The organism is Actinomadura montaniterrae (genome assembly GCF_008923365.1).
Taxonomy (GTDB): domain Bacteria; phylum Actinomycetota; class Actinomycetes; order Streptosporangiales; family Streptosporangiaceae; genus Spirillospora; species Spirillospora montaniterrae.
The window spans coordinates 1-23,615 of record NZ_WBMR01000095.1 but is presented as its reverse complement, the minus strand read 5'-3'; the positions used below and the strand labels follow the sequence as shown (position 1 = coordinate 23,615).

At 73.0% G+C, this 23,615-nt stretch carries 26 protein-coding genes and 1 pseudogene; 5 read left to right on the top strand and 22 right to left on the bottom strand.

Annotated elements, in window-relative coordinates:
* The first annotated feature begins 7 nt into the window (after nt 1-7).
* Nucleotides 8-361, top strand: coding sequence for a BlaI/MecI/CopY family transcriptional regulator (locus tag F9B16_RS27875; RefSeq protein WP_151543175.1), 354 nt, complete (start codon nt 8-10; stop codon nt 359-361).
* A complete protein-coding gene (locus F9B16_RS27870) occupies nt 358-1,233 on the top strand; it encodes a M56 family metallopeptidase (protein ID WP_151543174.1) in 876 nt (291 codons plus the stop codon). The genes F9B16_RS27875 and F9B16_RS27870 overlap by 4 nt, the downstream gene beginning before the upstream one ends.
* Here F9B16_RS27870 and F9B16_RS27865 read toward each other — a convergent pair whose 3' ends face one another.
* The 10 genes from F9B16_RS27865 to F9B16_RS27820 all read right to left on the bottom strand — a co-directional run bounded on the left by F9B16_RS27865 (nt 1,234) and on the right by F9B16_RS27820 (nt 11,392).
* Nucleotides 1,234-1,689, bottom strand: a complete 456-nt coding sequence (locus tag F9B16_RS27865; RefSeq protein WP_151543173.1) for a tellurite resistance TerB family protein — start codon at nt 1,687-1,689, stop codon at nt 1,234-1,236.
* Between the two features lie 126 nt (nt 1,690-1,815).
* Complete coding sequence (locus F9B16_RS27860; protein WP_151543172.1) at nt 1,816-2,973, bottom strand: sulfotransferase family protein; 1,158 nt, start codon at nt 2,971-2,973, stop codon at nt 1,816-1,818.
* Nucleotides 2,974-3,003: 30 nt separating this feature from the next.
* Entirely contained in the window at nt 3,004-3,789 is a 786-nt protein-coding gene (locus F9B16_RS27855; RefSeq protein ID WP_151543171.1) for an SDR family oxidoreductase, read from the bottom strand.
* A complete protein-coding gene (locus tag F9B16_RS27850; protein WP_151543170.1) occupies nt 3,789-4,997 on the bottom strand; it encodes a hypothetical protein in 1,209 nt (402 codons plus the stop codon). The genes F9B16_RS27855 and F9B16_RS27850 overlap by 1 nt, the downstream gene beginning before the upstream one ends.
* Before the next feature lie 108 nt (nt 4,998-5,105).
* Entirely contained in the window at nt 5,106-5,579 is a 474-nt protein-coding gene (locus F9B16_RS27845; protein ID WP_151543169.1) for a nuclear transport factor 2 family protein, read from the bottom strand.
* Nucleotides 5,580-5,624: 45 nt separating this feature from the next.
* Nucleotides 5,625-6,470 (bottom strand): ABC transporter ATP-binding protein, encoded by an 846-nt coding sequence (locus F9B16_RS27840; protein WP_151543168.1) that lies wholly within the window; start codon nt 6,468-6,470, stop codon nt 5,625-5,627.
* Nucleotides 6,467-8,206, bottom strand: a complete 1,740-nt coding sequence (locus F9B16_RS27835; protein ID WP_151543167.1) for a dipeptide/oligopeptide/nickel ABC transporter permease/ATP-binding protein — start codon at nt 8,204-8,206, stop codon at nt 6,467-6,469. Before F9B16_RS27835 ends, F9B16_RS27840 begins: the two co-directional genes overlap by 4 nt.
* A gap of 53 nt (nt 8,207-8,259) precedes the next feature.
* Nucleotides 8,260-9,198 (bottom strand): ABC transporter permease, encoded by a 939-nt coding sequence (locus tag F9B16_RS27830; protein ID WP_151543166.1) that lies wholly within the window; start codon nt 9,196-9,198, stop codon nt 8,260-8,262.
* On the bottom strand, nt 9,192-9,830 hold the full coding sequence (locus F9B16_RS27825) for a TetR/AcrR family transcriptional regulator (protein ID WP_151543165.1): 639 nt from the start codon (nt 9,828-9,830) through the stop codon (nt 9,192-9,194). Before F9B16_RS27825 ends, F9B16_RS27830 begins: the two co-directional genes overlap by 7 nt.
* A gap of 29 nt (nt 9,831-9,859) precedes the next feature.
* Complete coding sequence (locus F9B16_RS27820; protein ID WP_151543164.1) at nt 9,860-11,392, bottom strand: ABC transporter substrate-binding protein; 1,533 nt, start codon at nt 11,390-11,392, stop codon at nt 9,860-9,862.
* Between the two features lie 522 nt (nt 11,393-11,914).
* On the opposite strand from F9B16_RS27820, the gene F9B16_RS27815 reads away from it, so the two are divergent.
* Entirely contained in the window at nt 11,915-12,811 is an 897-nt protein-coding gene (locus F9B16_RS27815) for a phosphatase PAP2 family protein (protein WP_192809024.1), read from the top strand.
* On the opposite strand, the gene F9B16_RS27810 is transcribed toward F9B16_RS27815, so the two are convergent.
* Nucleotides 12,801-13,640 (bottom strand): helix-turn-helix transcriptional regulator, encoded by an 840-nt coding sequence (locus tag F9B16_RS27810; protein WP_151543162.1) that lies wholly within the window; start codon nt 13,638-13,640, stop codon nt 12,801-12,803. The genes F9B16_RS27815 and F9B16_RS27810 overlap by 11 nt on opposite strands.
* A gap of 102 nt (nt 13,641-13,742) precedes the next feature.
* On the opposite strand from F9B16_RS27810, the gene F9B16_RS27805 reads away from it, so the two are divergent.
* The gene (locus F9B16_RS27805; protein WP_151543161.1) at nt 13,743-14,450 is read left to right on the top strand and encodes an SDR family NAD(P)-dependent oxidoreductase; all 708 of its coding nucleotides are present in this window, start codon (nt 13,743-13,745) and stop codon (nt 14,448-14,450) included.
* A gap of 1 nt (nt 14,451) precedes the next feature.
* Here the strand turns inward: F9B16_RS27805 and F9B16_RS27800 are convergent, their stop codons facing one another.
* The 5 genes from F9B16_RS27800 to F9B16_RS27780 all read right to left on the bottom strand — a co-directional run bounded on the left by F9B16_RS27800 (nt 14,452) and on the right by F9B16_RS27780 (nt 18,251).
* Nucleotides 14,452-15,093 carry an SDR family NAD(P)-dependent oxidoreductase gene (locus F9B16_RS27800; protein WP_151543160.1) on the bottom strand — a complete coding sequence of 214 codons (642 nt, stop codon included), beginning with the start codon at nt 15,091-15,093 and terminating at the stop codon, nt 14,452-14,454.
* A 73-nt stretch (nt 15,094-15,166) separates the two neighbouring features.
* Nucleotides 15,167-15,943, bottom strand: coding sequence for a TVP38/TMEM64 family protein (locus tag F9B16_RS27795; protein WP_151543159.1), 777 nt, complete (start codon nt 15,941-15,943; stop codon nt 15,167-15,169).
* A 98-nt stretch (nt 15,944-16,041) separates the two neighbouring features.
* A complete protein-coding gene (locus F9B16_RS27790) occupies nt 16,042-16,842 on the bottom strand; it encodes an SAM-dependent methyltransferase (RefSeq protein WP_151543158.1) in 801 nt (266 codons plus the stop codon).
* 121 nt (nt 16,843-16,963) lie between these two features.
* Nucleotides 16,964-17,824, bottom strand: a complete 861-nt coding sequence (gene panB / locus F9B16_RS27785; protein WP_151543157.1) for a 3-methyl-2-oxobutanoate hydroxymethyltransferase — start codon at nt 17,822-17,824, stop codon at nt 16,964-16,966.
* 163 nt (nt 17,825-17,987) lie between these two features.
* Nucleotides 17,988-18,251 (bottom strand): GntR family transcriptional regulator, encoded by a 264-nt coding sequence (locus tag F9B16_RS27780; protein WP_225991996.1) that lies wholly within the window; start codon nt 18,249-18,251, stop codon nt 17,988-17,990.
* Nucleotides 18,252-18,408: 157 nt separating this feature from the next.
* Between F9B16_RS27780 and F9B16_RS27775 the strand changes: the two genes are divergently transcribed.
* Nucleotides 18,409-18,834 (top strand): ChaB family protein, encoded by a 426-nt coding sequence (locus F9B16_RS27775; RefSeq protein WP_151543156.1) that lies wholly within the window; start codon nt 18,409-18,411, stop codon nt 18,832-18,834.
* Between the two features lie 59 nt (nt 18,835-18,893).
* On the opposite strand, the gene argG is transcribed toward F9B16_RS27775, so the two are convergent.
* From argG to F9B16_RS51245, 6 genes and pseudogenes are all read right to left on the bottom strand, one after another.
* Nucleotides 18,894-20,345 (bottom strand): argininosuccinate synthase, encoded by a 1,452-nt coding sequence (gene argG / locus F9B16_RS27770; protein ID WP_151543155.1) that lies wholly within the window; start codon nt 20,343-20,345, stop codon nt 18,894-18,896.
* 160 nt (nt 20,346-20,505) lie between these two features.
* Nucleotides 20,506-21,735: a styrene monooxygenase/indole monooxygenase family protein gene (locus tag F9B16_RS27765; RefSeq protein ID WP_151543154.1), complete on the bottom strand. Its 1,230-nt coding sequence runs from the start codon at nt 21,733-21,735 to the stop codon at nt 20,506-20,508.
* Nucleotides 21,736-21,802: 67 nt separating this feature from the next.
* On the bottom strand, nt 21,803-22,456 hold the full coding sequence (locus F9B16_RS27760) for a GTP-binding protein (RefSeq protein ID WP_151543153.1): 654 nt from the start codon (nt 22,454-22,456) through the stop codon (nt 21,803-21,805).
* On the bottom strand, nt 22,434-22,775 hold the full coding sequence (locus F9B16_RS27755) for a DUF742 domain-containing protein (RefSeq protein WP_151543152.1): 342 nt from the start codon (nt 22,773-22,775) through the stop codon (nt 22,434-22,436). Before F9B16_RS27755 ends, F9B16_RS27760 begins: the two co-directional genes overlap by 23 nt.
* A 148-nt stretch (nt 22,776-22,923) precedes the next feature.
* On the bottom strand, nt 22,924-23,364 hold the full coding sequence (locus tag F9B16_RS27750) for a roadblock/LC7 domain-containing protein (RefSeq protein ID WP_225991995.1): 441 nt from the start codon (nt 23,362-23,364) through the stop codon (nt 22,924-22,926).
* Nucleotides 23,361-23,615, bottom strand: a pseudogene (locus F9B16_RS51245) (hypothetical protein); the annotation flags it as partial. The pseudogene F9B16_RS51245 and the gene F9B16_RS27750, both read right to left, overlap by 4 nt.

Sequence of the window (23,615 nt, the reverse complement as noted above, 5' to 3'; positions counted from 1 at the left end):
TGGGGGCGTGTCGCGTCGGGCGCTGGGGCAGTTGGAGGCGGAGGTCCTCGCGGCGCTGGCCGGGCTCGGCGGCGACGCCGGGACGGCGGAGCTGATGGCGCGGCTGGAGGGCGAGCCCGCGTACACGACGGTCGGCACGATCCTGTACCGGCTGTACCGCAAGGGGATCGTGACGCGGGTGCGGGACGGGCGGCAGTACCGGTACCGGCTCGCTGTGGACGAATCCGCGCTGGTCGCGGACCGGATGCGGGACCAGCTGCGGCACGCGAGCGACCCGGGGAGCGTGCTGAGCCGGTTCGTCCGGACGCTGACCCCCGAGGAGGAGCGGAAGCTGCGCGAGATCCTCGGCGGTGCGGAATGACCTGGTTCACCGTCCTGCCGTTCGCGCTGACGGTGGCGCTGAGCGTGGTGCTGGGCCGGGTCGTGCTGCCGCTGCATCCGGCGTGGTGCGCGCGGGTGCTGGCCACGACCGCGGGCATGACGGCGGTGGCGGCGCTCGGCACCGGCTTCTTCGTCGCGGTGAACTACGCGGCCACGCTGGCGCCCGCGGCGGCGGCGCGGCTGCCGGAGTGGGCGCTGTTCGGCGACGATCAGCCGGTGCCGGACGTGGTGGGGATACCGGCGGTCCTGCTGTCGGCGGCGGGGCTCGCGGTCGCGGGCCGGACGGCCGTCCAGTGGGCGCGGGAGCTGCGCGCCGCCCGCGACGGCGCACAGCAGGTCCTGGAGACCGGGGTTCCGATGGCCGTCGCCGTGCCCGGACGGGGCGGCGGGGTGCTCGTCTCGCGGGGGCTGCTGCGCGGCCTGGCGCCCGACGAGCTGCGGGTGGTGTTCGAGCATGAGGGCTCGCACCTGCGGCACCGCCACCACCGGTACCTGGCGGCGGGCGCGGCGGCGGCGGCACTGCTGCCGCTGCGGCGGCTGGACGGCGCACTGCGGCTGGCGGTGGAGCGGTGGGCGGACGAGGACGCCGCCGAGGCGGTCGGCGACCGCGGCCTGGTCGCCCGCACGATCGCCAAGGTCGCCCTCGCCCAGCCCGCGGCCGCGAAACCGGCCCTGGGGTTCGCCGATTCGGGGGTCGTGCGGCGCGTCGAGGCGCTGCTCGGCGCGCCGCCCGCCCGCAACGCCGTGGCGGGGCCGCTGCTGTTCCTGGGCGACGCCCTGCTCACCGGCTCGCTGGCCGCGGTCGCGCTGCAGCTCGACCACGCCGTGGCCGCGCTGCCGCCGGTGTGGTGACTACAGCTCGAACTCGGCGGGCGGGAGCCCGACGGCGAAGCACGCCTCGCGGACGACGGCCTTCTCGGCGTCGTCGAAGTCGCCGTCGGCGCCGCCGATGACGATGCCGATCTGGATGACGGCGCGGGCCTCGGCGGGCTTCTTCTTCACCTTGCCGATGTCCTGCAGGACCGACACCTTGCCGAAGTCGAAGTCGGCGGTGAGCTTCGCGACGTAGTCGTTGAAGCGGCGCTGCAGGTCGTCGGCGGGGAAGTTCTGCAGCACCTCGTTGCCCATGATCAGCGACGCGGTGCGCTGCCGCTCGGCCGGGTCCACGGTGCCGTCGGCGGCCGCGACCAGCGCGCACATCGCCATGCTCGCGTCGCGGAACGCTCCGCTGGTCAGTTCGTTCTTCTTGGTGAGCAGCTGCGTCTGCATCGTCTGGGTCGACTCGCGGAGCCTGTTCCAGAGAGCCATCGCTTCCCTTCCCGTCGCCGTGCGGACGGTCCGCACCTGCTTCTACAACTGTAGTAATTGAGGGAAGGTTCCCGGGAACGCGACGAGGGCGGGACCGCGACCGGCCCCGCCCTCGCCCGCGGGGGTCTACCGCAGGCCGCTCGCGTAGTCGGCGAACCGCTCGTCCACCTCGTCCGCGGTCAGGCCGAAGTCCTCCAGCGAGTAGCGGTGCGCCGGCTTCGCGGAACCGGCGCGGCTCTCGGCGTGCAGGTCCGTCATCGCCGTCCGGGCCTCGGCGGTGAACGGCAGCCCGAAGTGCGCGTAGACGGCCTCGACGGTGCCGATCGGGTCGCGGACGAAGTCGTCGTAGTACACGTCCGCGAACTGCGCCTGGTCGTGCCGGGCCCGTTCCGCGCGGAACGCGTCCAGGCCGCGGCTCCACAGGTCGAGCTGGTCGCGGCCGATCGTCGCGCCGGTGAAGACGTCCGACCAGCCGGCGGTGGCGTGCGCGGCGAGGCTGCACATGGACGCCATCGCGGTGCGCGGCGTCCGGTGCGTCTGGACGATCAGCGCGTCCGGGTAGGCCTCCAGCAGCGCGTCGAGCGCGAACAGGTGGCTCGGGTTCTTCAGCACCCAGCGGCGATCGGCGTCGTTCATGCCGATGAGCTGCAGGTTGCGGCGGTGCCGGGCGTACGCGGGCGTCCAGTCCTGTTCCGCGAGCCACGACGAGTACGTCGGCAGGTGCGCGAGGCACTCGAACGAGATCGACAGCATGTTCTGCCGGAGCAGCTGCCAGCACTCCTCGACGGAGTCCGCCGAGATGTAGTGGACGCCCATGAACTCCGGGTTCTCGACGTGGTGCTTGCGGTACGCGGCGTCGATCGCCTGGAAGAGCGGGTCGTCCGCCCAGGTCTCGCGGGGCGGGCGCGGCTGCGGGATCTCCGCGAGCCACAGGTCGAGGCCCTGGTGCGCGGGGTCGGCGGTGAGGAGCCGGTGCAGCGCCGTCGTGCCGGTGCGGGGCAGCCCGGTGACGAAGATCGGCCGCTCGATCGGCACGTCCGCGTACCCGGGGTGCTTCTTCCAGGCGGCCTCGGAGAACTGCCGGGCGGCGAGGGCGCCGCGCAGCATCGCGCGCTGCGCCTTGTTCCCGGCGGGGGTGAGCCCGGCGTCCTTCGCCAGCGATTCCAGCAGGACTTCGAGCCCGCCGAGGTAGTCGTCGTCACCGAACTCCGTCATGCCGGTGACCTTGCTCGCGGACGCGTGGAGGTCCTCGACGGTCCCCACGCTGTCGCGGCCTGCGCTCATCGCGGTGCCTTCCTCAACATGGCGCCCCTTCTAGTGGTGCCACTCGCCGGAGTTGACGTCCAGGCATTGCCCGGTGACCGCGCGCGCGAGCGGCGACAGCATGAACACCACGGCGTCGGCGACCTCGTCGGGTTCCGGGAGTTTGCGCAGGTCGGTGGTCGCGGCGTTCTCGTCGTACACCTGCTGCATCGGGACGCCGCGCTTCTCGGCGAGGTGGTTGAAGTACCACTGGAGGTTGTCGGCCCAGATGTAGCCGGGCGCGATCGTGTTGACGCGGATGCCGCGCGGCCCGAGCTCGGTGGACAGGTTCTGCGTCATCGCGAGGAGCGCGGCCTTCGCCATCTTGTACGCGCCGAAGGTGCGCCGCGAGTGCCGCAGCACCGCCGAGTTGATCATCACGACGGAGCCGCCGCGCTCCTCCAGCGCCGGGACGAGCAGCCTGGTCAGGCGGAGCGCGGCGAGCACGTTCGTCTCGAACCCGGCCCGGACGGCGTCGATGTCGACCTTCATCAGGTCGCGCAGCGGCGGCGTCGCGAACGCGTTGTTGATCAGGCCGTCGACGCGTCCGAACGACGCGAGGGCCGTCTCGGCGAGCCGTTCGCAGGCGGCGGCGTCGTTGATGTCGGCCGGGACGGTGACGGCGCGGCGGCCGAGGTCCTCGACCTCCTTCGCGACCTCCGCGAGCCGGGTCTCGTTGCGCGCGGCGAGCACGATGTCGGCGCCGGCCTTGGCGCACTGGAGCGCGAGGCCGCGGCCGAGGCCCGGGCCGACGCCGGACACGACGACGACCTTGTCCTTGAGCAGTTCGGAGGCCATCAGCCGAGCATCCTCCGCGCCACGGCGACCTGGCGGGCCGCGATCCGTTCCTTCCATTCCGCCGGGGTGACGCGCTGGTCCTCGTAGTGCGGCAGCGCTTGCGGCAGCTCGTCGAACTTGACGATCTCGGCGGTCGGGCCGTCGGCGGGGGTGAGGTCGCGGGTGAGCCGCTGCCAGCGGAACTGCAGGTAGCCGCGGCTGTGGCCGGTCCGCTCGATCCAGTTGGCGAGACCGGGGTCGCGCTCGCTGACGACGTAGCGGATCTTGCCGTCCGGGTCCACGCGGGCCTGGTCGCGGGTGAGGCTCGTCTGGTGGTTGATGTAGTCGAGCGAGATGTACCAGAGGCTGCCGAGCTGGAAGCCCATGTACGGCGCCACCGCCGGGTCGGCGGCGGGCGCGGTGATGACCATGACCTCGTCGTCGGCGAGGTCGTAGTGCCCGACGGACGAGAACTGCGTCGACAGCCCGCCCGGCGTCGAGCGCGGCTCGGTCAGCGTGTTGACCGGCAGCTTCAGGTAGTGCCACTCCGGGAACGCCAGGAAGGTCTTGATCCGGGACACCAGCATCTTCCCCGCCACCGCGTACCGCCGCGCCATCTGGGCGGACGTGATCGGCTCCGGAGACGTCCCGAGGGTGTCGGCGCGGTGGATGCGGATCTCGCCCGGCCGGTCGTTCTCCCAGTCGGAGAACACCTCGCGGACGATCAGCATCGCCGAGCCGGGCGCGAGCGCGACGTAGTCGTCGCCCTCGCCGTCCTTCGGGGGGCCGAACCGCAGCCGGAAGCTCCCGTCCGCGGCGATGTCCAGCTTCCGGTCGTCGAACGCGGTGAGGCTGTCCGGCGACTGCGTCGGCGAGTAGTCGCCGTTCATGATCTGGAAGCTGAGGTCGGCGGTGCTGCCGCGGCGGCCGGTGACGACGTACTCGGCGTCGTCCCGGAGGTAGGCGTGGAAGTACAGCGTGTCGGGGTTGTCCAGGCCCAGCTTGGTGTACGGGCCGGTGGACGAGGCGAAGTACGGGTGGTCGTGCTGGTAGGCGCCGACCATGTGCAGCGACGCCTTGATGCTGCCGGCGAGGTAGTCCAGGCCCTCGGCGAGGTCCTGGTCCGTCCGGACGAACGGCGCGTTGCGGATGATCTGCTCGGCCTCGACGACGGCGTCGGCGAACGGGCGCGTCGCGGCGTCGGAACGGTCTGTTGCGTCGGTGGCCACCGGGCTCTCCTGGGGACGCGGGATCGGCGCGTGCGCGGGGGCTGCTCGCGCGCATCGGGACCGGACGGTAGAACGCGTTCTATGTGCGGGTCAACGCACGGGTCCCGATCACCGGGAGCCGGGCACCGGGGTGGTGAACTTCAGGCTCGGGACGTCGTCGAGCGACACCATGTACTCGTACGTCCGCGTGTGCCCGGTCCTCTCCACCAGCCAGCGGCCGTCCTCGCCGCGCCGGTAGACGTCGCGGTAGAACGCGGCGCCCCGGATGAGCAGCCGGTGCTCCGGGATGATGATCGTGTCGTCGAGGGACCAGACGCCGGTCGCCCGGTCCCCGTCGATGTCGATCTCCGGGGCGCCCGCGGTGTGCGCGCTGATCTTGTCGTCGCCCAGGTTGCCGCGCATGTAGTCGACGATCGCGTCCCGTCCCTCCAGGCGGAGGGTCTTCTTGAGGACGGGGGTGTCGTACTCGGCGACGGCGCCGGGGAGGAACAGCCCGGCGAACTCGTCCCACTGCTTCAGGTCGACGCAGCGCAGGTAGCGGTGCTTGAGCCGGCGGATCTCTTCCAGGGCTTCCAGGTCCATGCGAGACAGCCTGACCGGTCCGTCCGCACAAGACAAGAACACGTTCTAAAAATCCCCGGCCGCGGCGGCCCGCGCCGCCCGCCGGCGGCGCTGCTCCGCCACGTCGGCGACCGGCGCCGAGAGCAGCAGCGTGCGGGTGTACGGATGCTCGGGATGCTCGGTGACCTGCGCGGACTCGCCCGTCTCGACGATCCGGCCGCGGTGGATCACGGCGACGCGGTGGCTCATGCAGCGCACGACGGACAGGTCGTGCGAGACGAACAGGTACGCGACGGCGGTCTCCTCCTGGATCTCCAGCAGCAGGTCGAGGATGGTGCGCTGGGTCGTGAGGTCCAGCGCGGACACCGGCTCGTCGCAGACGACCAGCCGGGGCCGCAGCGCGAGGGCGCGGGCGATGGCGACCCGCTGGCGCTGCCCGCCGGAGAACTCGCGCGGGAGCCGGTGCGCGGCGTCGGCGGGCAGGTGGACGCGGTCGAGCAGCGCGGCGATGCGGGCGCGGGTGGCGCGGGCGTCGCCGCCCTGCGCGACGAGCGGCTCGGCGAGGGTGTCGCCGACGGTCAGCGACGGGTTCAGCGACGTGTACGGGTCCTGGAAGATCACCTGGAGGTCGCGGCTGAGGGCGCGCCGGCGGGCGGCGGTCGCGGTGTCGATCCGCTCGCCGTCGAACGTGATCGTGCCGGACGCGACCGGGACGAGCCCGAGGATCGCCCGGCCGATCGTCGTCTTCCCGGACCCGGACTCGCCGACGAGGCCGAGCGTCTCGGCGGGCCGGACGTCCAGGTCGATGCCCTTGAGCACCTCCGTGCGCGCGCGCCGCCGCCTCCCGGGGAAGGACACGTGGACGTCGCGCAGCGACAGCAGCGGGCCGGTAGGTGACGCGGTGGTGCTCACGCGGTCTCGCTCCTCGCCTCGACGGGCCGCCAGGGCGCGCGCGGGGGCGCGTCGTCCAGGACGGCGTCCAGCAGCCTGCGGGTATAGGGGTCCTGCGGGTCGCGGAGGACCCGGTCGGTGGGGCCGGTCTCGACGATGCGCCCGCCGTTCATGACCGCGACGCGGTCGCACAGGTCGGCGACGACGCCGAGGTTGTGCGTGACGAGCAGGACGCCGAGGCCGCGCTCGGCCTGGAGGCGGCGCAGCAGGTCGAGGACGTCGGCCTGGACGCGGACGTCCAGCGCGGTCGTCGGCTCGTCGGCGATGAGCAGCGCCGGGTCGCAGGACATCGCCCCGGCGATGAGGACGCGCTGCGCCATGCCGCCGGAGATCTGGTGCGGGAAGCGGCGCAGCACCTGCTCGGGCTCGGGGATCTCGACCATGCGCAGCAGGTCGAGGGCGCGCGCGGCGGCGTCCTTGCGGGACAGGCCCATGACGTGCCGCATCGGCTCGACGAGCTGGCTGCCGATGGTGAACGCCGGGTCGAGGTTGCTCATCGGCTCCTGCGGGACGTACGCGACGGTCGTCCCGCGCAGCCTGCGGTGCCGCCGCTCGGGCAGCCCGGCGACCTCCTGACCTGCGACGATGACGCTGCCGCGGGTGACGTGCCCGCCGTCCGGCAGGATCCCGAGCACCGAGAACGCCGTCTGCGTCTTCCCGGACCCGGACTCGCCGACGAGCCCGACGATCTCGCCCGGCCGGACGTCCAGGTCGACGCCGTGTACGACCTCGGCCTCGGTGCCGTCGGGACGCGCGTAGGCGACGGCGAGCCCGCGGATCGACAGCAGCTCGGCGCGGTCGTCCCGGGAGACGTCGGCCGGTACCAGAGCGTCAGCGCGACGACGGCGCGGCGGCGTCCCGGCGCGGTCCTCCAGGGCGTCCCGCAGGGCGGTGGCCAGCAGGACGAGGGCGCCGGTCGTCACGCCGAGCGCCAGCCCCGGCCACAGCAGCAGCACCGGGGAGCGCTGGATGTTCTGGAACGCCTCGTTGAGCATGGCGCCCCACGTCGCGGTGGAGCCGCTGCCGACGCCGAGGAACTCCAGCCCCGCCTGCAGCCCGATCGCCAGCCCGGCGACCAGCGCGACCTGGATGATGACGGGCCCGCGCACCACGATCAGCACGTGCCGCGCGACGATCCGCAGGTCGGAGAGCCCGGACACCCGCGCCGCGTCCACGTACGGCTCGCCGCGCACGTCGGCGACGATGCCGCGCACCAGCCGGAAGAACGACGGCGCCACGAGGAACCCGAGGACGACCATCAGGACCCACACGTTCGACCCGAGGATGGCGCGGGACGCGAGCAGCACCACCATCGCGGGCAGCGCCATCACGAGGTCGGCGGTCCAGCTCGCGGCGGCGTCGAACCGGCCCGCGCGGTAGCCCGCGTACAGGCCCGCCGGGACGCCGAGGACCAGCGCGATCGCGACGCTGACGACCGCGCCGCCGAGCGTGGTGCGCCCGCCGTACAGGATGCGGGACAGGACGTCGCGGCCCGCCGAGTCCATTCCGAGCGGGTGCCCGCCGGACGGCCCGTCGAAGGCGTGCGCGAGCGACGCGGCCTGCGGCCCCTGCGAAGCGAGCAGCGGCGCCAGCGCCACGGCCAGCACCAGCAGCGCCAGGACCAGCAGCGACGCGGCGCCGAGCGGGTTGCGGACCAGCCGGCCGAACGCGCCCCGGCGCTGGACGCCCTCTCTCATACCTGTCTCCTGTGGGGGGACGACCCCCCGCACCCCCCGGTTCGCTTCGCTCATCAGAGTCTCGCCTTCGGGTTCAGCCAGCCGATCAGCACGTCGGTGACCAGGTTGATCAGCACGACGCCGAGGACGGTGAGCATGACCAGCGCCATGATCACCGGGATGTCGCCGCGGGCGGTGTAGGTGACGGTCATGCTGCCGATGCCGGGCAGCCCGAAGATCTGCTCGACCAGCACCGCGCCGCCGAGCAGCCCGACGAACTGCAGGCCGAGCAGCACCAGCGCGGGCGCGGACGCGTTGCGCAGCACGTGCTTGAGCACGATCCGCGGCATGGACAGGCCGCGGGCGCGCAGCGTCCGGACGTAGTCCTGGCGGAGGACGTCGATGACGGCGCCGCGCACCTGCTGCGAGACGCCCGCGATCGACGCGACCGACAGCGACGCCACCGGCAGCGTGATCGTGGACAGCCAGCCGCCCGGCGACTCGTCGAACGGGGTGTAGCCGATCGCGGGGAACCAGCCGAGCTTCACCGCGAACACCAGCACGAGGACGAGCGTCACCAGGAACCCCGGCAGCGCATACCCGGCGACACCGAGCACCTGCACGAACCGGTCGACGGCGCCGCGCCGCACGCCCGCCCAGACGCCGAGCAGGAACGACAGCACGGCGGTCACCAGCGTGACGCCCAGCATCAGGCTGACGGTGACGGGGAGCCGGTTGGCGATGGTCTGCGTGACGTCCTCGCTGGTGAACCAGGACGTGCCGAGGTCGCCGCGGACCGCGTGCGACAGCCAGTCGGCGTACTGCACGAGGGCGGGCCGGTCGAGGCCGAGCGCGGCGTTCTTCGCGTCGACCGCCGCCTGGTCCGCGCCCTGCCCGAGCAGCTGCCGCCCGACGTCGTTGTCCGGGATCGACAGCAGCAGGTACGACAGCAGGGAGATGACGAGCAGGAGCACCGCTCCCCCGGCGAGCCTCCGCGCGACGAGTCTCAGCATCGGCCTCCTCCTTCTTCACCCGTGCCGCGCGTCCCGGCCGCGCGGGCGTCCGTGGCCGCGCGGGCATCCGGGGACGTGAGGAGCCGCATCACGTCCGCGATCGGCTGCTCCATGTCCATCGAGCGGTCCACGAGCCACTGCATCTGGATGCCGTCGGCGACGGCGACGAACAGGGCCGCGAGCCGGTCGGCCGGGACGTCCGCGCGCATCCAGCCCTCGTCCATGCAGCCGCGCAGGAACGCGGCGACCTGGCCGCGGATCTGCGGATAGCGCTCCGCGAAGTGGCCGTGCGCGGGATGCCGGGGGTCGCCGGCCGCCGCCGCCATGGACACGAACAGCTCCACGAGCCCGGGCGTGGACGTCCCCTCCCGGACGATCCGCCGGTACGTCTCCGGGGTGTGGTCCGGATGCCGGAGGCGGGCCGTCTCGTCGCGCATCCGGACCACCTGCGTGAGGAGGTCCTCCTTGGACTCGAAGTAGTGCATCAGGCCGGGGAGGCTGAGGCCGCACCGGTCCGCGACCTTGCGCAGGGAGGTGCCCCGGTACCCCTCGGCCGCGAAGACCTCCAGCGCGGCCAGCAGGATCTCCTTGCGCTTGGCCTGGCCCTTCTCGTACGGCCCCCGTCTCGCCATGGCGATGCTCGCTCGTGCCTTCCCGCGCGTCAGGACGCGGGGGTGTAGTCGTAGAGCGACGGGACGCCCATGCCCGACTGCGGCACCGCCTTCACGCCCTCCCCGGCGACCAGCAGGTACTTCATCCGGTAGAAGGGCGCGAACCAGGCCTGCTCGACCAGGTACTTGTTCAGCTCCTTCGACGCGGCGGCGGCCGCGGCGTCGTCGCCGGCCTGCACCTGCCCGAGCAGCCGCGTCACGGTCGGGTCGGTGGTGCCGAACATGTTGAACGTCCCGGGCGTCACGAGGTCCTGGTCGGTCACCCAGTCGGTGGACGACTGCCCGATGTTCATCACCATCGCGGAGTAGGCGCGGTCCCGGTAGATCTTCTGGACGGCGCTGCCCGCGTCGAGCTGGTCCCAGACGACCTTGATGCCGACGGCCTTGAGGTCGGTCTCGATCGAGGACGCGAGGGCGTCGCCGACGATGGCGGTGACGCGCGGCAGCTTGAGCGTGAACCCGTCCGCGTATCCGGCGTCGGCGAGGAGCTGCTTCGCCTTGGCCGGGTCGTGTGGGTAGTAGGAGTCGAGGGTCCGGTCGTAGGCCTTGGTCTCCGGCCCGAAGACCTGGTCGGTGATCTCGCCGCGGCCCTGGCGGATCTTGTCGAGCATGGTCGCGCGGTCGAGGGCGTAGTTGATCGCCTGGCGGACCTGCGGCTTCTTCAGCGCCGGGGTGCGGAGCCCGTCCCGGTCGAAGAACAGCAGTCCCTGGAAGTCGAAGCTGTACGGGGTCTTGGTGAGCCGCCCGTCGGACGCCACGGCCTGCTGCTGCCCGGCGTCCTGGAGGACGGCGGTGTCGATCTGCCCGGTCTTCAGCCCGTTGACGACGGCGGTCTCGTTGTCGAACACGCTGATCGTCAGGGTCTTGAACTTCGCCTTGTCGCCCCAGTAGTCGGTGCGGCGGTCGAAGACGTACTTGCTCCCGACCGCGGTCTTGGACTTGTCCAGGACGTAGGGGCCGGTGCCGACCGGGGCCGTCTTCAGGCTCCCGTCCTTGAGCTTGGCGGGGCCGGCCATGAGGCCCGCGGCGTCGCTGAGGTAGAACAGCAGGCCCGGGTCCGGCTGGGACAGCTCCAGGACGACGTGCGTCGGGTCGACGACCTTGACGTCCTTGACCGACTTCACGTACTTGGCGCCGCCCCCGCCGCCGTTCTTGAAGTGGTCGAGGTTCGCCTTGACGGCGGCGGCGTCGAAGGCCGTCCCGTCGGTGAACTTCACGCCGTCGCGCAGGGTCAGCGACAGGTGGGTGCGGTCCTTGTCGTAGGACCACTGCGTGGCGAGCATCGGCTTGAACGAGCCGTCCGGGTCCCGCTTGATCAGCGTGTCGTAGGTCGCCTGGAAGTAGGGCAGCGCGCTGCCGATCGCGTCGGCCGGGTCCAGGCTCTGCGCGGCGGTCAGCGTGGCGATGTCCAGCTCGGCGCCGGCGCCGCCGCTCGCCGAGCCGCCGCCTCCGCAGCCCGTCAGCACCAGCGCGGCCGCGGCGCAGGCCGCCGAGGCCGCGATCCGGGTGGAGTACCTCGTCATGATCTCTCCGTCTGGAGGGCCGGGACCAGCGTCGCCGGCGGGACGTCGGGGGGTGGGGCGGCGCCGCGGCGGGGGCGGCGGCCCGTCGAACAGCGAAAACCGTAAACTGATCGGTTTCTGTGCGTCAATGCTTCCGGGCGAAAAAACCGATCGTTATACGGTTTTGATGCGGGGACGGCGGCCGGGATCGGCCGCACCTATGCCCGTGAAGTCGGCTTTACCCTGTTTGACCTGCGGATGGACGCGCGATGGCGCGCGCTCGACCACCAGGCGACCGGCCGGGGGAAGGCCGTAGCCGGGCACATGATCGGACCCCGGTGTGCCACGGGGGCCGGAAGGGATGTACGGTCGGCCGTTGAGCGGCTCGCGCAGGGTCCCGCCGGGCCGTCGTGGGGAAAAGAGGGCTGAGCCGTCCGCGCGCTACTCCTGCGCCCCGAGGGGCGCCGCACCGGCCACGACACCGACGTCCGCCGGCCGCGCCGCAAGCGGCCATGGCTGATCGGCGAGCTGGCGATCGTCTTCGTGCTGCTCCAGGTCTACGGCTACATCCGCTCGCTGGCCGACACCCGGTACGGGCCGGCGCTCGCCCATGGCCGCGACGTCCTGAGCATAGAGAAGCACCTGGGCCTGGACGTTGAACTGCGGACCAACCACTGGTTGACGCGGCATCACGATCTGTCCGAGGTGGCCGTCTGGATCTACCAGCACATGCACACCGGCTTCACGATGGGCATCCTGCTGCTGTGCTACCTCGCGGGCCCCGGCGTCTACCGGCCCGCGCGCAACGCCCTCGTCCTGACCAACCTGGCCGGGCTCGTGGTGTTCTTCGTCCTGCCGGTGATGCCGCCGCGGCTGCTGCCGGACGAGGGGTTCGTCGACTCGGTGGCCATGGCCGGCTTCGGCACCGTGCACAGCCCCGGCGGCGTGGAGGCCGACCAGTTCGCCGCCATGCCGTCCCTGCACATGGGGTGGGCGGTGTGGGTCGCGGTCGTGATCATGGCGCTGCTGCCGCGGTACCGGGTGCGCTGGCTCGCCGTGCTGCACCCCGTCGTCACCGCGATCGTCGTCGTGATCACCGCCAACCACTACGTGCTGGACGTGATCGCCGGGGTCGCGGTGTCCATGGCCGCCCTCTTCGGGACCGGCCTGGTCTGGGCCGGCAACGGGACGACCTACGCGGCCGGCCAGCTGATCAAGCGGAACCGCCCCGCGCCCGTCCCCGACCCCGCGGACCTGGTGGACGCCGAGCCCGGCGAGGCGGACGGCAAGTCCCTCGTGCCTGCGGAGCAGGCTGCGGGCGGCGTCGGCGGGCCCAATCCGGGCGGGGCCGCGACCACCGCGACGGTCAGCTTGGAACGGCCGCCGGGCGGCATCACCAGGGCCGACCCCGACAAGGGCCCCGAGCTCGCTAGCCCGTGAGCGACTGCGTGCCGAGGACGGCGAGGAGCGCCAGCCGGTCCGCGTCCTCGGTGCCGGGCTCCGCCGTGTAGATCATGATGCGCAGGTCGGGGCCGCGCACCGTCAGCACGTCGCAGTCCAGCGTCAGCACGCCCACCCGCGGATGGTCGATGGTCTTGCGGGACGCCTCGTGCCGGCCGACCGTTCCCGTGTCCCAGAGCTCCGCGAACAGCTCGCTCTCAGCGTGCAGCTCCGCGATCAGCTGCTGGAGGCCCAGGTCGGCGTGGTACCGGCCGGCGGCCTCGCGCAGGTCCCCGGCGAGCGCGGCCAGGAACGCGCGCCGCTCCTCCGGCGTGTACCGGACGCGGCCCTCCGGCCCGAGGAAGTTGCGCCACACGCCGTTCCGCTCCATCCCCCGCCAGCCGGACGTGTCGCCCATCAGCGCCGTGTACATCGGGTTCGCGAGCAGCAGCGTCCACGCCGCGTCGTAGACCGCGACGGGCGTCCCGGACAGCCGGTCCAGCAGCCGCTGGACGCTCGGCGTGATGTACGCGGGCACCGCGTCCGGGCCGGGCGGCACCAGCCCGGCGAGGTGGAACAGGTGCGCGCGCTCGTCCGCCGACAGCCGCAGCGCGCGGGCCAGCGCCTCGACGACCTGCGGCGACGGGTTGGACGCGCGGCCCTGCTCCAGCCGGGTCACGTAGTCGACGGAGATCCCCGCGAGCTGGGCCAGCTCCTCGCGGCGCAGCCCGGCCGTCCGCCGGTGCCCGCCGCCGGGCAGCCCGGCCGCCTCCGGCCGGACCCGGTCCCGCCAGCGGTGCAGCGTCCTGCCGAACTTCCCCGGTGCCATGCCCCCAGTCTGCCCGCCCGCGCCGGGCGCCTGCCTGGTACCGCCGTTCCCAGGAAGACGGGACGGCTGGCAGCCCGCCCCTCCGCGCCGCAACCTGGAGACATGACGACGACACTGATCACCGGAGCGAACAAGGGCCTGGGCTACGAGACCGCGCGGCGGCTCATCGCCGCGGGCCACACCGTCTACATCGGCAGCCGGGACGCCGAGCGCGGCCGCCGCGCCGCCGCCGAGCTGGGGGCGCGGCCGGTCGTCCTCGACGTCACCGACGACGCGTCCGTCGAGGCCGCCGCGAAGGCGATCGAGGCCGACGGCGGCCTCGACGTCCTGGTCAACAACGCCGGGATCGAGGCCCGGCTGCCCGACAACGGCGTGCCCGGCGCCGCCGACGTCACCGCGGACCAGATGCGGACCGTCTTCGAGACGAACGTGTTCGGCGTGGTGCGCGTCACGCACGCGTTCCTGCCGCTGCTGCGGAAGTCCGAGGCGCCGGTCATCGTGAACGTGTCCAGCGGGCTCGCCTCGCTGGCGGCGGTCAGCGACCCGGCGACGCCCGCGTACGCCTACCCGGGCGTCGCGTACCCGGCGTCCAAGACCGCGGTCAACATGGTCACCGTGCAGTTCGCGAAGGCGTTCCCGGAGATGCGGATCAACGCGGTCGAGCCCGGGTTCACCGCGACGGACCTGAACGGCCGCACCGGCACGCAGACCGTCGAGGAGGGCGCCGAGATCATCGTCCGGATGGCGCGGGTCGCGCCGGACGGGCCGACCGGCGGCTACTTCGACGCCGAGGGCCGCCTCCCCTGGTGACCTACCCGGGAGTGTGGACGATCTCCCGCTGCCACTCGCCGCGCGGCTGGACGTGCAGCCGCCAGTAGTGCTCGGCGATCCGGTCGGGGTCGAAGAACGTCCCGGCGGCGACGGGGCCGTCCACGGTCACGCTCGCCGCGTGGACGCCGGACGGCCCGTACTCCTGGTCGAGCAGGGCCACCAGCGTCCGCACCCCGGCCTTGCCGAGCGAGAGGCTGACGTACTCCGGCTTCGGCTCCGGCATGCCGCCGGTGACGATGAACGTGCCGCTCCCGCGCCGCGCCATGTCCGGCGCGACGCGGGCGGCGGCCGTCAGCGCCCCGCCGACGTTGACCGCCCAGGCGTCCAGCTGCTCGCGCGCGGACAGCTCCCCGACCCGGTCCGGCCGGACGAGCGCCGCGTTGTAGACCACGGCGTCCGGGACGCCGAACTCGGCCGCCGCGGCGTCGAGGGCACCGCGCAGCGCCGCCTCGTCGGCGGCGTCGGCGGACAGCCGGACGGCGGGCGCCGCCGCCTCCTCGATCTCGGCGAGCTTCCCGGCGTTCCGTCCGATGAGGGCGATCGGCATCCCCTCGCGGGCGAACCGCCGCGCCACGGCCGCGCCGATCCCCGGCCCGGCCCCGATGACCACTGCTCCCGGCATCACGTCTCCCTTCGACGGCCGCGACGCTAGGGCCTCACACCGGTGTCAAGGTCAACCCCGGTGGTCGGCGCGGCTAGTCGTCGACCTCGGCGAGGGCGGGCACGGCGCCTGCCTCGGCGCGCTCGCCGCGAGCACGGACGTACCGCGACAGCCACCAGCTGAACGCGCTGAGCAGCACCAATCCGACCGGCGCGATCCACACCATCGGGGAGCCGGGCTCGCGGAGCGCCTTGCCGAGCCCGGTGTAGACGAGCGTCCCCGGAATGATCCCGGCGAACGTCCCCGCGAGGTACGGCCCGAACCGGACGCCCGCGACGCCCGCGCCGTAGTTCACGACGCCGAACGGGAACAGCCCGACCATCCGCAGCACCAGCACCGACTCGAACGCGCGGCGCGACAGGTAGGCGTCCAGGCGGGCGAGCCGCCCGGACCCGGCATAGCGGGCCACGGCGGGCCGTCCGAGTGCTCTGGCCAGCGCGAACGAGATCGCGGCGCCCGCGGTGGCGCCGGCCAGGACGGACCCCACGCCGACGGCCACGCCGAACAGCGCCCCGGCGGACGCGTTCAGCACCGACCCGGGCACCAGCAGGGTCACCGCCACCGCGTAGCAGACCGCGAACACGAGCGGCCCCCACCAGCCGAGCGAGTCGACCCAGTCGCTGACGTCGCCCCACACCGAGCCGCCCGCGATCGCCACGAGCACGCCCACGCCGAGCAGCACCGCGCCGAGGACCAGCAGCTTCACGAGGGCCGCCCGCGACACGGGCGGGCCTCCGCTCGGCTCCGGTTCCTGCACGGTCTCGCCCGCGCCCGGCGGCGGCACGGGCGCGGCGGCGGGATGCGGGCTCATGGGTCTCCTGCCGGTGTGAACGGGTGTCCAGATCACGCTATGTGGCGAACCCGAGAAACGCACCACCGGCCACCCGCCAAGGCCACCGGCCCGGCCGGTCAGCCGTCCTTGCGGGCGACGGCCGTCCAGCCCGCGCCGGTGATGTACTCGCCGCCCGCGGGCCGCCACTCGTGCAGCGGGACGACGCCGGGCTCCAGGATCGTCAGGCCGTCCAGCAGCCCCGCCACCTGCTCCCGCGTCCGCGCGATCAGGGCCGCGTTCGCCGACTGCGAACGGTACGTCTCCCCGACGTTCACGTTGCGCCGCTCCTCGACCGCCGCGTGCGACAGGATCACGTGGCTGCCGGGCGGGACCGCCTCGGTGAACCGCCGGACGATCCCCGCCGGGTCCCGCTCGTCCGGCACGAAGTGCAGGACCGCGACGAACAGCACGCACACCGGCCGCCCGAAGTCGATCAGCTCGCGCACCTGCGGGTCGTCCAGCACCTCGGCCGGCACCCGCAGGTCCGCCTGGACGACGGCGGTCCGCTCGTCCGCGTCGACCAGCGCCCGCGCGTGCGCCGCCACCAGCGGGTCGTTGTCGACGTACGCGACCCGCGCGCCGGGCCGCACCGCGCGGGCGACCTCGTGCACGTTGCCCTGCGTCGGCAGCCCGGTGCCGAGATCGAGGAACTGGTCGATGCCGGACTCGGCGACGAACCGCACCGCACGCTGCAGGAACGCCCGGTTCGCCCGCGCGACGCCCTCCACCGTCGGCAGCGCCCGGACGACCTCCTGCGCCGCGACCCGGTCGCACTCGTAGTTGTCCTTGCCCCCGAGGAAGTAGTCGTACATGCGCGCGACGCTCGGCGTGGTCATGTCCACCCCGGCCGCCGGCGGAACCTTCGCGGACCCGTCCATCGCGCACCCCTTTCCAGCCGAATCGCTCGGCGATCACCGCCATTGTCCGGCACTCCCGCCGGAGCCGGGCCCCTGCCTTTCCCCTCGCCGGGAGGCAGGGGCCCGGCAAGCTCGGCTGGGGCTAGTGGTAGGCGTGCTCGGCCGCCGGGAAGACGCCGTTCACGACCTCGTCCGCGAACGTGCGCGCCGCCTCGTCCAGCGTGTCGCGGAGGCCCGAGTACTTCTTCACGAAGCGCGGCAGCCGGCCCGGCGTGAGGCCCATCGCGTCCGTCCAGACGAGGACCTGCGCGTCGCAGTCCGGGCCCGCGCCGATGCCGACGGTCGGGATGTCCAGCGCGGCGGTGATCTCGGACGCGACCTCCTCCGGCACCGCTTCGAGGACGACCGCGAACGCCCCCGCGTCCTGCACGGCACGGGCGTCCCGCACCAGCTGCCGCGCCGCCGTCTCGCCGCGGCCCTGCACCCGGTAGCCGCCGAACGCGTTCACCGACTGCGGCGTCAGCCCGAGATGCCCCATGATCGGGATCCCGGCGGACACCATCAGGTCGATCTGGCGGGCGCTGCGCTCCCCGCCCTCCAGCTTGACCGCGCCGACCCCGGCCTCCTTGACCAGCCGCGTCGCGCTGCGGAGGGCCTGCTCCGGGCCCGCCTGGTAGGTGCCGAACGGCAGGTCCCCGATGATCAGCGCCCGCTCCGTCCCGCGGACGACGGCCGCCGACAGGACGAGGATCTCCTCCAGCGTCACCGGGACGGTCGAGTCGTACCCGAGGTGGCACGCGCCCATCGTGTCGCCGACCAGCATCACCGGGATCCCGGCCTGGTCGAACACGGACGCGGTCATCGCGTCGTAGGCGGTGAGCATCGGCCATTTCTCGCCGCTCTCCTTGGCGGCGGCGATGTCCCGCACCGTGATCCGGCGCGAGAACTCACCCCCGTAAAGGGACGGCCTGTCCTGCGTGCGGGCATGCGAAATACGCGTCATGACGACGGCTCTCCCTGCTCATCTCGAAGCGCCCTGACGGCGTCTCCGGACTCGCGCCCATCCTGACACGCCCCCGCCCCGAGATCGACCCCCCGGCCCCCGCCGCATCAAGCCGCGCCGCACCACCACCACGCAACCACCAAAACACCGCACTCCAACGCACCTAGCCGCCGTCGGCGTCCGGCTCTCGGGGGGATGGCTGCGCGACGTAGGTCGCCTTTCCGACCACTGCTACGGTCAGGCCGCGCTCGCGCAGGAGGCGCAGCGCGGCCTCGGCCGTCCGCATGCCGACGCCCGCGTCCGTGGCGATCTCGCGGGCGGACGGTACCCGCTGGCCGGGCTTCAGGCGGCCGGCGGCGATCTCCGCCGCGATGGTGTCCGCGATCACCTCGTAGGCCGCGCGCGGTTGGTCGAGATCGAATTCCACCCGTCCATGGTGAGTCGCACGGGGCAATGTCGTGTTACCCGGTGTTAACCGGTTGCTCGGGCCGACTTCTGAGGGCGCGCGCGGCGATGTGGATGTTCGGTTTGGGTGGGTACGGCGTCATCAAGGACGCGAAACGCGTACGGAGGAGAGCAGCACCATGCCGATGACCACCAGCAAGGGCCGGGTCAACAAGGAGGAGCTGCCCGGACCCGTCCAGCGCTCGGACGCCAAGGCGCAGCGCACGTTCGCGAAGGCGCACGACTCGGCCGTCAAGGAGTACGGGGAGGGGCAGCGGGCGCACCGCGTCGCCTACTCCGCGCTCAAGCACACGCACGAGAAGGTCGGCGACCACTGGGAGCCCAAGGCCAAGGGCGCCAAGGGCCCGTCCGACCGGCAGGCGGCGGGCGGCGTGAGGACCTCCCGGAAGACCGCGGGCGGCGTCGACGCGAACGCGTCGAAGCAGCACCTGTACGACGTCGCCAAGCGGCTGGACGTCTCGGGCCGCTCGACGATGAACAAGAAGCAGCTCGTCAAGGCCATCGAGAAGGCCAACAACCGCAAGACCGCCAAGGCGCGGTCCTGACGCTGCGGCGTGCCGCCCCCCATGCGGGAACGCATGGGGGCGGCACGCCACTTCGATGGCTAGTCGGTGCCGGCTTCCATGGCGGCGGCGTCGAGGAGCTCCTCGCCGGTGGTCGTCTCGCCGCGGGACGCGATCGCCTGGGCGCCGCCGGCGTCCATCGCGCCGATCAGCCCGGTCGAGGCGGCCTGCGCGGCGCCGATCAGCGCCGGGTGCGCGGCGTCCCCGACCATGCCGAGCCCCGCGTACTGCTCCAGGCGGGCGCGGGAGTCGGCGATGTCGAGGTTCCGCATGGTGAGCTGGCCGATGCGGTCGACGGGCCCGAACGCGGAGTCCTCGGTGCGCTCCATGGACAGCTTGTCCGGGTGGTAGCTGAACGACGGGCCGGACGTGTCGAGGATCGAGTAGTCCTCGCCGCGCCGCAGCCGCAGCGTCACCTCGCCGGAGACGGCGGTGCCGACCCAGCGCTGCAGCGACTCGCGGAGCATCAGCGCCTGCGGGTCGAGCCAGCGGCCCTCGTACATCAGCCGGCCGAGGCGGCGGCCCTCGGTCTGGTACGTGGCGAGGGTGTCCTCGTTGTGGATGGCGTTGACGAGCCGCTCGTACGCGGCGTGCAGCAGCGCCATGCCGGGCGCCTCGTAGATGCCGCGGCTCTTGGCCTCGATGACCCGGTTCTCGATCTGGTCGGACATGCCCATGCCGTGCCGTCCGCCGATGGCGTTGGCCTCCAGCACCAGGTCGACGGCGGTGGCGAACTCCTTGCCGTTGATCGTCACGGGGCGGCCCTGCTGGAAGCCGATGGTGACGTCCTCGGTGAGGATCTCCACCTCGGGGTCCCAGAACCGGACGCCCATGATCGGGTCGACGAGCTCGATGCCCGCGTCGAGGTGCTCCAGGGCCTTCGCCTCGTGGGTCGCGCCCCAGATGTTGGCGTCGGTGGAGTACGCCTTCTCGGTGCTGTCGCGGTACGGCAGGCCGCGTTCGAGCAGCCACTGCGACATCTCGGTCCGGCCGCCGAGCTCGCCGACGAAGTCGGCGTCCAGCCACGGCTTGTAGATCCGCAGGGACGGGTTGGCGAGCAGGCCGTAGCGGTAGAACCGCTCGATGTCGTTGCCCTTGTAGGTGGAGCCGTCGCCCCAGATCTGCACGTCGTCCTCGAGCATCGCGCGGACCAGCAGGGTGCCGGTGACGGCGCGGCCGAGGGGGGTGGTGTTGAAGTAGGCGCGGCCGGCCGAGCGGATGTGGAACGCTCCGCACGCCAGCGCCGCGAGCCCCTCCTCCACCAGGGCCTCCCGGCAGTCGACGAGCCGGGCGACCTCCGCGCCGTAGGCGGTGGCGCGGCCCGGCACCGAGGCGATGTCGGGCTCGTCGTACTGGCCGATGTCGGCGGTGTAGGTGCAGGGCACGGCGCCCTTCTCGCGCATCCACGCGACCGCTACCGAGGTGTCGAGGCCGCCGGAGAAGGCGATCCCGACGCGCTGGCCGACAGGCAGAGAGGTGAGCACCTTGGACATGAGTAGAAGTATGCACGCCAATGCATGATCATGCAACACGGTGGATGGGTGATCCAGCGCACGCCACGGCGAGAAGGCCGCCCGTCCCGGCGGGACGGGCGGCCTTCGGCGAAGTACGGACGGCCTTCGGCGAGGCGGCCTTCGGCGAGGTCCAGAGGGGTCAGCGGGTGACGGTCGCCAGGTACTCCTCGGTCTTCACCGGGTCCAGCAGCCAGTTCGAGAAATCGCCCGGGTTCGCGTAACCGTAGGCGAACCGGTACGCGACCGCCTCGTTCTCCGCCGCGATCGCCAGCACCTTCTGGACGTGCTCCGGCAGCGGCCCCAGCATCATGTTCGTGTAGGCCGTCGGGTGCTTGGCGTACTCCCAGTAGGCGTCGAACGTCCGCTGCATCCAGGCCGCGTCGAACGGGCGGTCGCCGTTGCGCAGGATCTCCTGGAAGTAGATCTCCGCGCAGCGCGCCGCGTTGTTGGCGCCCTGGCCCGTCACCGGGTCGTTCGCGACCACCACGTCGCCCATCCCGAGGACGAGCGCGGACTCCGACAGCCGCCCGACCGGGCGCCGCACGACCGGCGCGTACCCGCCGTACAGCGTGCAGCGGGCGTCGGTGGGCTCGGCGTCGACGGTCCGCTCGTACTCCCACGGCGCGTACTGCCGCATCATGTCGAGCGTGCGCGCCAGGTGCCCGGCGGGGTCCGGCCGGTCGTCCCACACGTCGAACGGGCCGCCCGGCACGGCCTCCCAGAGCAGGATGTCGCAGGGCCCCGTGTTGGTGTAGCCGGGCATGAAGAACAGCTCGCCGACCCCGGGCGTCGCGGTGATCCGGACGTGCGGCTCCGGGTGGTCCGGCCACGGCGTCATGCCGTGCAGGTAGACGCACGACAGCTTGCGCTGCGGACGGTCATACGGCGACCGGCTCGCGTCGCGGTCGAACAGGTCCACCAGCTCGCCCTTGCCCGCCGCGATCAGCGTCAGGTCGTACAGGGCGGAGAGCCCTTCCAGGTCGGACGTCATCACGCTGTGGTAGACGACGTTGCCGCCGCGCTCCTCGAACAGCTCCAGCCAGCCCGCCATCTTGACCCGCTGGTCCACCGACTGCGCGTAGTGGTCCCAGCGGCCGAGGGTCTGGAACGCCCGGTTCCCGGGCGGCCCCGCCACCGTCACCCGCTGCGCGACGATCTTCGGCGCGCGGTCCTCCCACAGGTTCAGCCCGTGGTCGCGCTCGATCTGCAGCTGCGGCCAGAACACGCACTGCGTCGACATGATCCGGCCGTGCCGGATCTCCTCCGGCGTCCGCGCCGACATGACGGTGACCTCGTAGCCCGCCGACTGCAGGCACAGGGCCAGCTGCAGGCCGGCCTGCCCCGCTCCGACGATCAGGATCCTTCGCAACGCTTCCTCCTTGTGCGGGGCGGTCATGGGCACCGGGACGGGCGGCCCGGCCCGGTCGCACCCGGGTTCAGCGGGACGCGACGCCGCCGAGGCCCGCGGTCCGGTCGAGGGTGTGGCCGAGCGTCGCCGTCAGCGTCCCGACGACCGAGCCGCGGTCCCGCGCGTCGCAGGCGACGACCGGGACGCCCGGGTCCAGCCGGAGCGCCTCCGCGACCTGCTCGAGCGTGTGCGTCTGCCGCCCGTCGAACAGGTTCACCGCCACGATGAACGGCACGTCGGAGTCGTTCTCGAAGTAGTTGACGGCCGCGAACGACACGTCCAGCCGCCGCGTGTCCACCAGGACCAGCGCGCCGCTCGCGCCGCGGCACAGGTCGTCCCACATCGGCCAGAACCGCGGCTGGCCCGGCGTGCCGAACAGGTACAGCACCAGGTCGGAGGCCAGCGTGACGCGGCCGAAGTCCATCGCGACCGTCGTGGTCGTCTTGCCGCCGGCGTCGGCGAGCGGGTCGACGGTCCGGGCCGCCTGCGTCATCCACGCCTCGGTGTTCACCGCCGGGATCTCCGAGATCGCCTCGACCAGCGTGGTCTTGCCGACGCCGAACCCGCCCGCGACGACGATCTTGACCGAGGTGCGGGGCGCCGCCGGCCGCGCGCCCGGCGCGCGGCGCCCGGCGTCCGGCCCCTGTCCCCGGCCCGGGTCAGGCGAGCTCGCGTAGACCATCGATCACTCTCTCCAGGACGTGCGGGTCGTACGGCGAGGCGCCCTCCGCGGCGATCACGATCCGGTCGCCCGCGGCCAGGTCGGCGAGCAGGACGCGGGTGACCCCGAGCGACACCCCGCAGTGCGCGGACAGTTCGGCGACCGACTCGGCGGCGGCGTGCGCCCGCTCGTACAGCGCCCTGGCCTCGGGCAGCAGCCGCTCGGCGAACGCCGCGTCGTAGCCCGCGCCCGACACCACGGTGTGCACGAACAGGTGCCGCCTGCCGCGGGTCCGCCCGCCGGTCAGCACGTACGGCCGCACCCACGGATTGGCCGTCATGTCCCTCCTCCCCGCAGGCCCGGCCTTACCGGCCTTCCCGGCGCGTCCGGCCTTTCCGGCGCGCCCGGACGGACCGGCCTTCCCGGCGCTTCCGGCGCGGCCGGCCGGCGCGCGCGGACCGGGGCGGGCGCGGTGCCCGCGGCGCCGGTCACGGCATCGCCTGTTCGCTCATGCGGCGCAGGTCGTCGCGCATCTGCGGGGTCAGGACGTGCCCGGCGCCGTGCACGAACTTCGCCATCTCGTGCGCGACCGCGCCGAGGTTCGCGCCCTCGCCGACCAGCACCACCAGCCCGGCGAGCTGCCCGATCCCCATGAACAGCAGGTGCCCGGACGCGAACTTCAGCATCACCTGGTCGCAGCCGCCGGCGCCGACGTGCTTGGCGATGTTGTTGCCCAGGCTGATCATCCCGCTGGTCAGCGCCGCCATCGGATCGACGAACTCCGACGGCATCGGGCCCGACTCGACGAGCGCCAGCCCGTCCGACGACACGATCAGCGCGAACGTCACGCCGGGGGTGGACGAGGCGAACTGCCGCAGCAGCCACCCGAAGTCCTGGGGGCCGCTGGGGCCCGTGGAGGCGATGCTCACTGCCGTCCTTCCTCCAGGTCGTGCGCGGCTTCCGGAGCCCCGGGAGGCTCGGCCGGTTCGGCGGGCGCCGCGCCGGGGAGGCGGGCTCCCGCGGTGAAGGCGTCCAGGTCGGCGGCGAAGGACGACCCGGCCTCGGCGTCCGGCGCGTCCGATGCCGACGATGCCGCCGATGCCGCCGCGCCCGGGGCGGGCGGGCCGTCCGGTGCGGGCGGCGCGACGGGGCGCAGGCTCGCGCGCTCCCGGCGCGGCAG

What these genes read in the sequence shown, in the direction of transcription:
- F9B16_RS27870 (WP_151543174.1), top strand. Translation starts at nt 358, where the DNA reads ATGACCTGGTTCACCGTCCTGCCGTTCGCGCTGACGGTGGCGCTGAGC.
- F9B16_RS27865 (WP_151543173.1), bottom strand. Translation starts at nt 1,689, where the DNA reads ATGGCTCTCTGGAACAGGCTCCGCGAGTCGACCCAGACGATGCAGACG.
- F9B16_RS27860 (WP_151543172.1), bottom strand. Translation starts at nt 2,973, where the DNA reads ATGAGCGCAGGCCGCGACAGCGTGGGGACCGTCGAGGACCTCCACGCG.
- F9B16_RS27855 (WP_151543171.1), bottom strand. Translation starts at nt 3,789, where the DNA reads ATGGCCTCCGAACTGCTCAAGGACAAGGTCGTCGTCGTGTCCGGCGTC.
- F9B16_RS27845 (WP_151543169.1), bottom strand. Translation starts at nt 5,579, where the DNA reads ATGGACCTGGAAGCCCTGGAAGAGATCCGCCGGCTCAAGCACCGCTAC.
- F9B16_RS27835 (WP_151543167.1), bottom strand. Translation starts at nt 8,206, where the DNA reads ATGAGAGAGGGCGTCCAGCGCCGGGGCGCGTTCGGCCGGCTGGTCCGC.
- F9B16_RS27830 (WP_151543166.1), bottom strand. Translation starts at nt 9,198, where the DNA reads ATGCTGAGACTCGTCGCGCGGAGGCTCGCCGGGGGAGCGGTGCTCCTG.
- F9B16_RS27825 (WP_151543165.1), bottom strand. Translation starts at nt 9,830, where the DNA reads ATGGCGAGACGGGGGCCGTACGAGAAGGGCCAGGCCAAGCGCAAGGAG.
- F9B16_RS27820 (WP_151543164.1), bottom strand. Translation starts at nt 11,392, where the DNA reads ATGACGAGGTACTCCACCCGGATCGCGGCCTCGGCGGCCTGCGCCGCG.
- F9B16_RS27810 (WP_151543162.1), bottom strand. Translation starts at nt 13,640, where the DNA reads ATGGCACCGGGGAAGTTCGGCAGGACGCTGCACCGCTGGCGGGACCGG.
- F9B16_RS27805 (WP_151543161.1), top strand. Translation starts at nt 13,743, where the DNA reads ATGACGACGACACTGATCACCGGAGCGAACAAGGGCCTGGGCTACGAG.
- F9B16_RS27800 (WP_151543160.1), bottom strand. Translation starts at nt 15,093, where the DNA reads ATGCCGGGAGCAGTGGTCATCGGGGCCGGGCCGGGGATCGGCGCGGCC.
- F9B16_RS27795 (WP_151543159.1), bottom strand. Translation starts at nt 15,943, where the DNA reads ATGAGCCCGCATCCCGCCGCCGCGCCCGTGCCGCCGCCGGGCGCGGGC.
- F9B16_RS27790 (WP_151543158.1), bottom strand. Translation starts at nt 16,842, where the DNA reads ATGGACGGGTCCGCGAAGGTTCCGCCGGCGGCCGGGGTGGACATGACC.
- panB (WP_151543157.1), bottom strand. Translation starts at nt 17,824, where the DNA reads ATGACGCGTATTTCGCATGCCCGCACGCAGGACAGGCCGTCCCTTTAC.
- F9B16_RS27775 (WP_151543156.1), top strand. Translation starts at nt 18,409, where the DNA reads ATGCCGATGACCACCAGCAAGGGCCGGGTCAACAAGGAGGAGCTGCCC.
- argG (WP_151543155.1), bottom strand. Translation starts at nt 20,345, where the DNA reads ATGTCCAAGGTGCTCACCTCTCTGCCTGTCGGCCAGCGCGTCGGGATC.
- F9B16_RS27760 (WP_151543153.1), bottom strand. Translation starts at nt 22,456, where the DNA reads ATGGTCTACGCGAGCTCGCCTGACCCGGGCCGGGGACAGGGGCCGGAC.
- F9B16_RS27755 (WP_151543152.1), bottom strand. Translation starts at nt 22,775, where the DNA reads ATGACGGCCAATCCGTGGGTGCGGCCGTACGTGCTGACCGGCGGGCGG.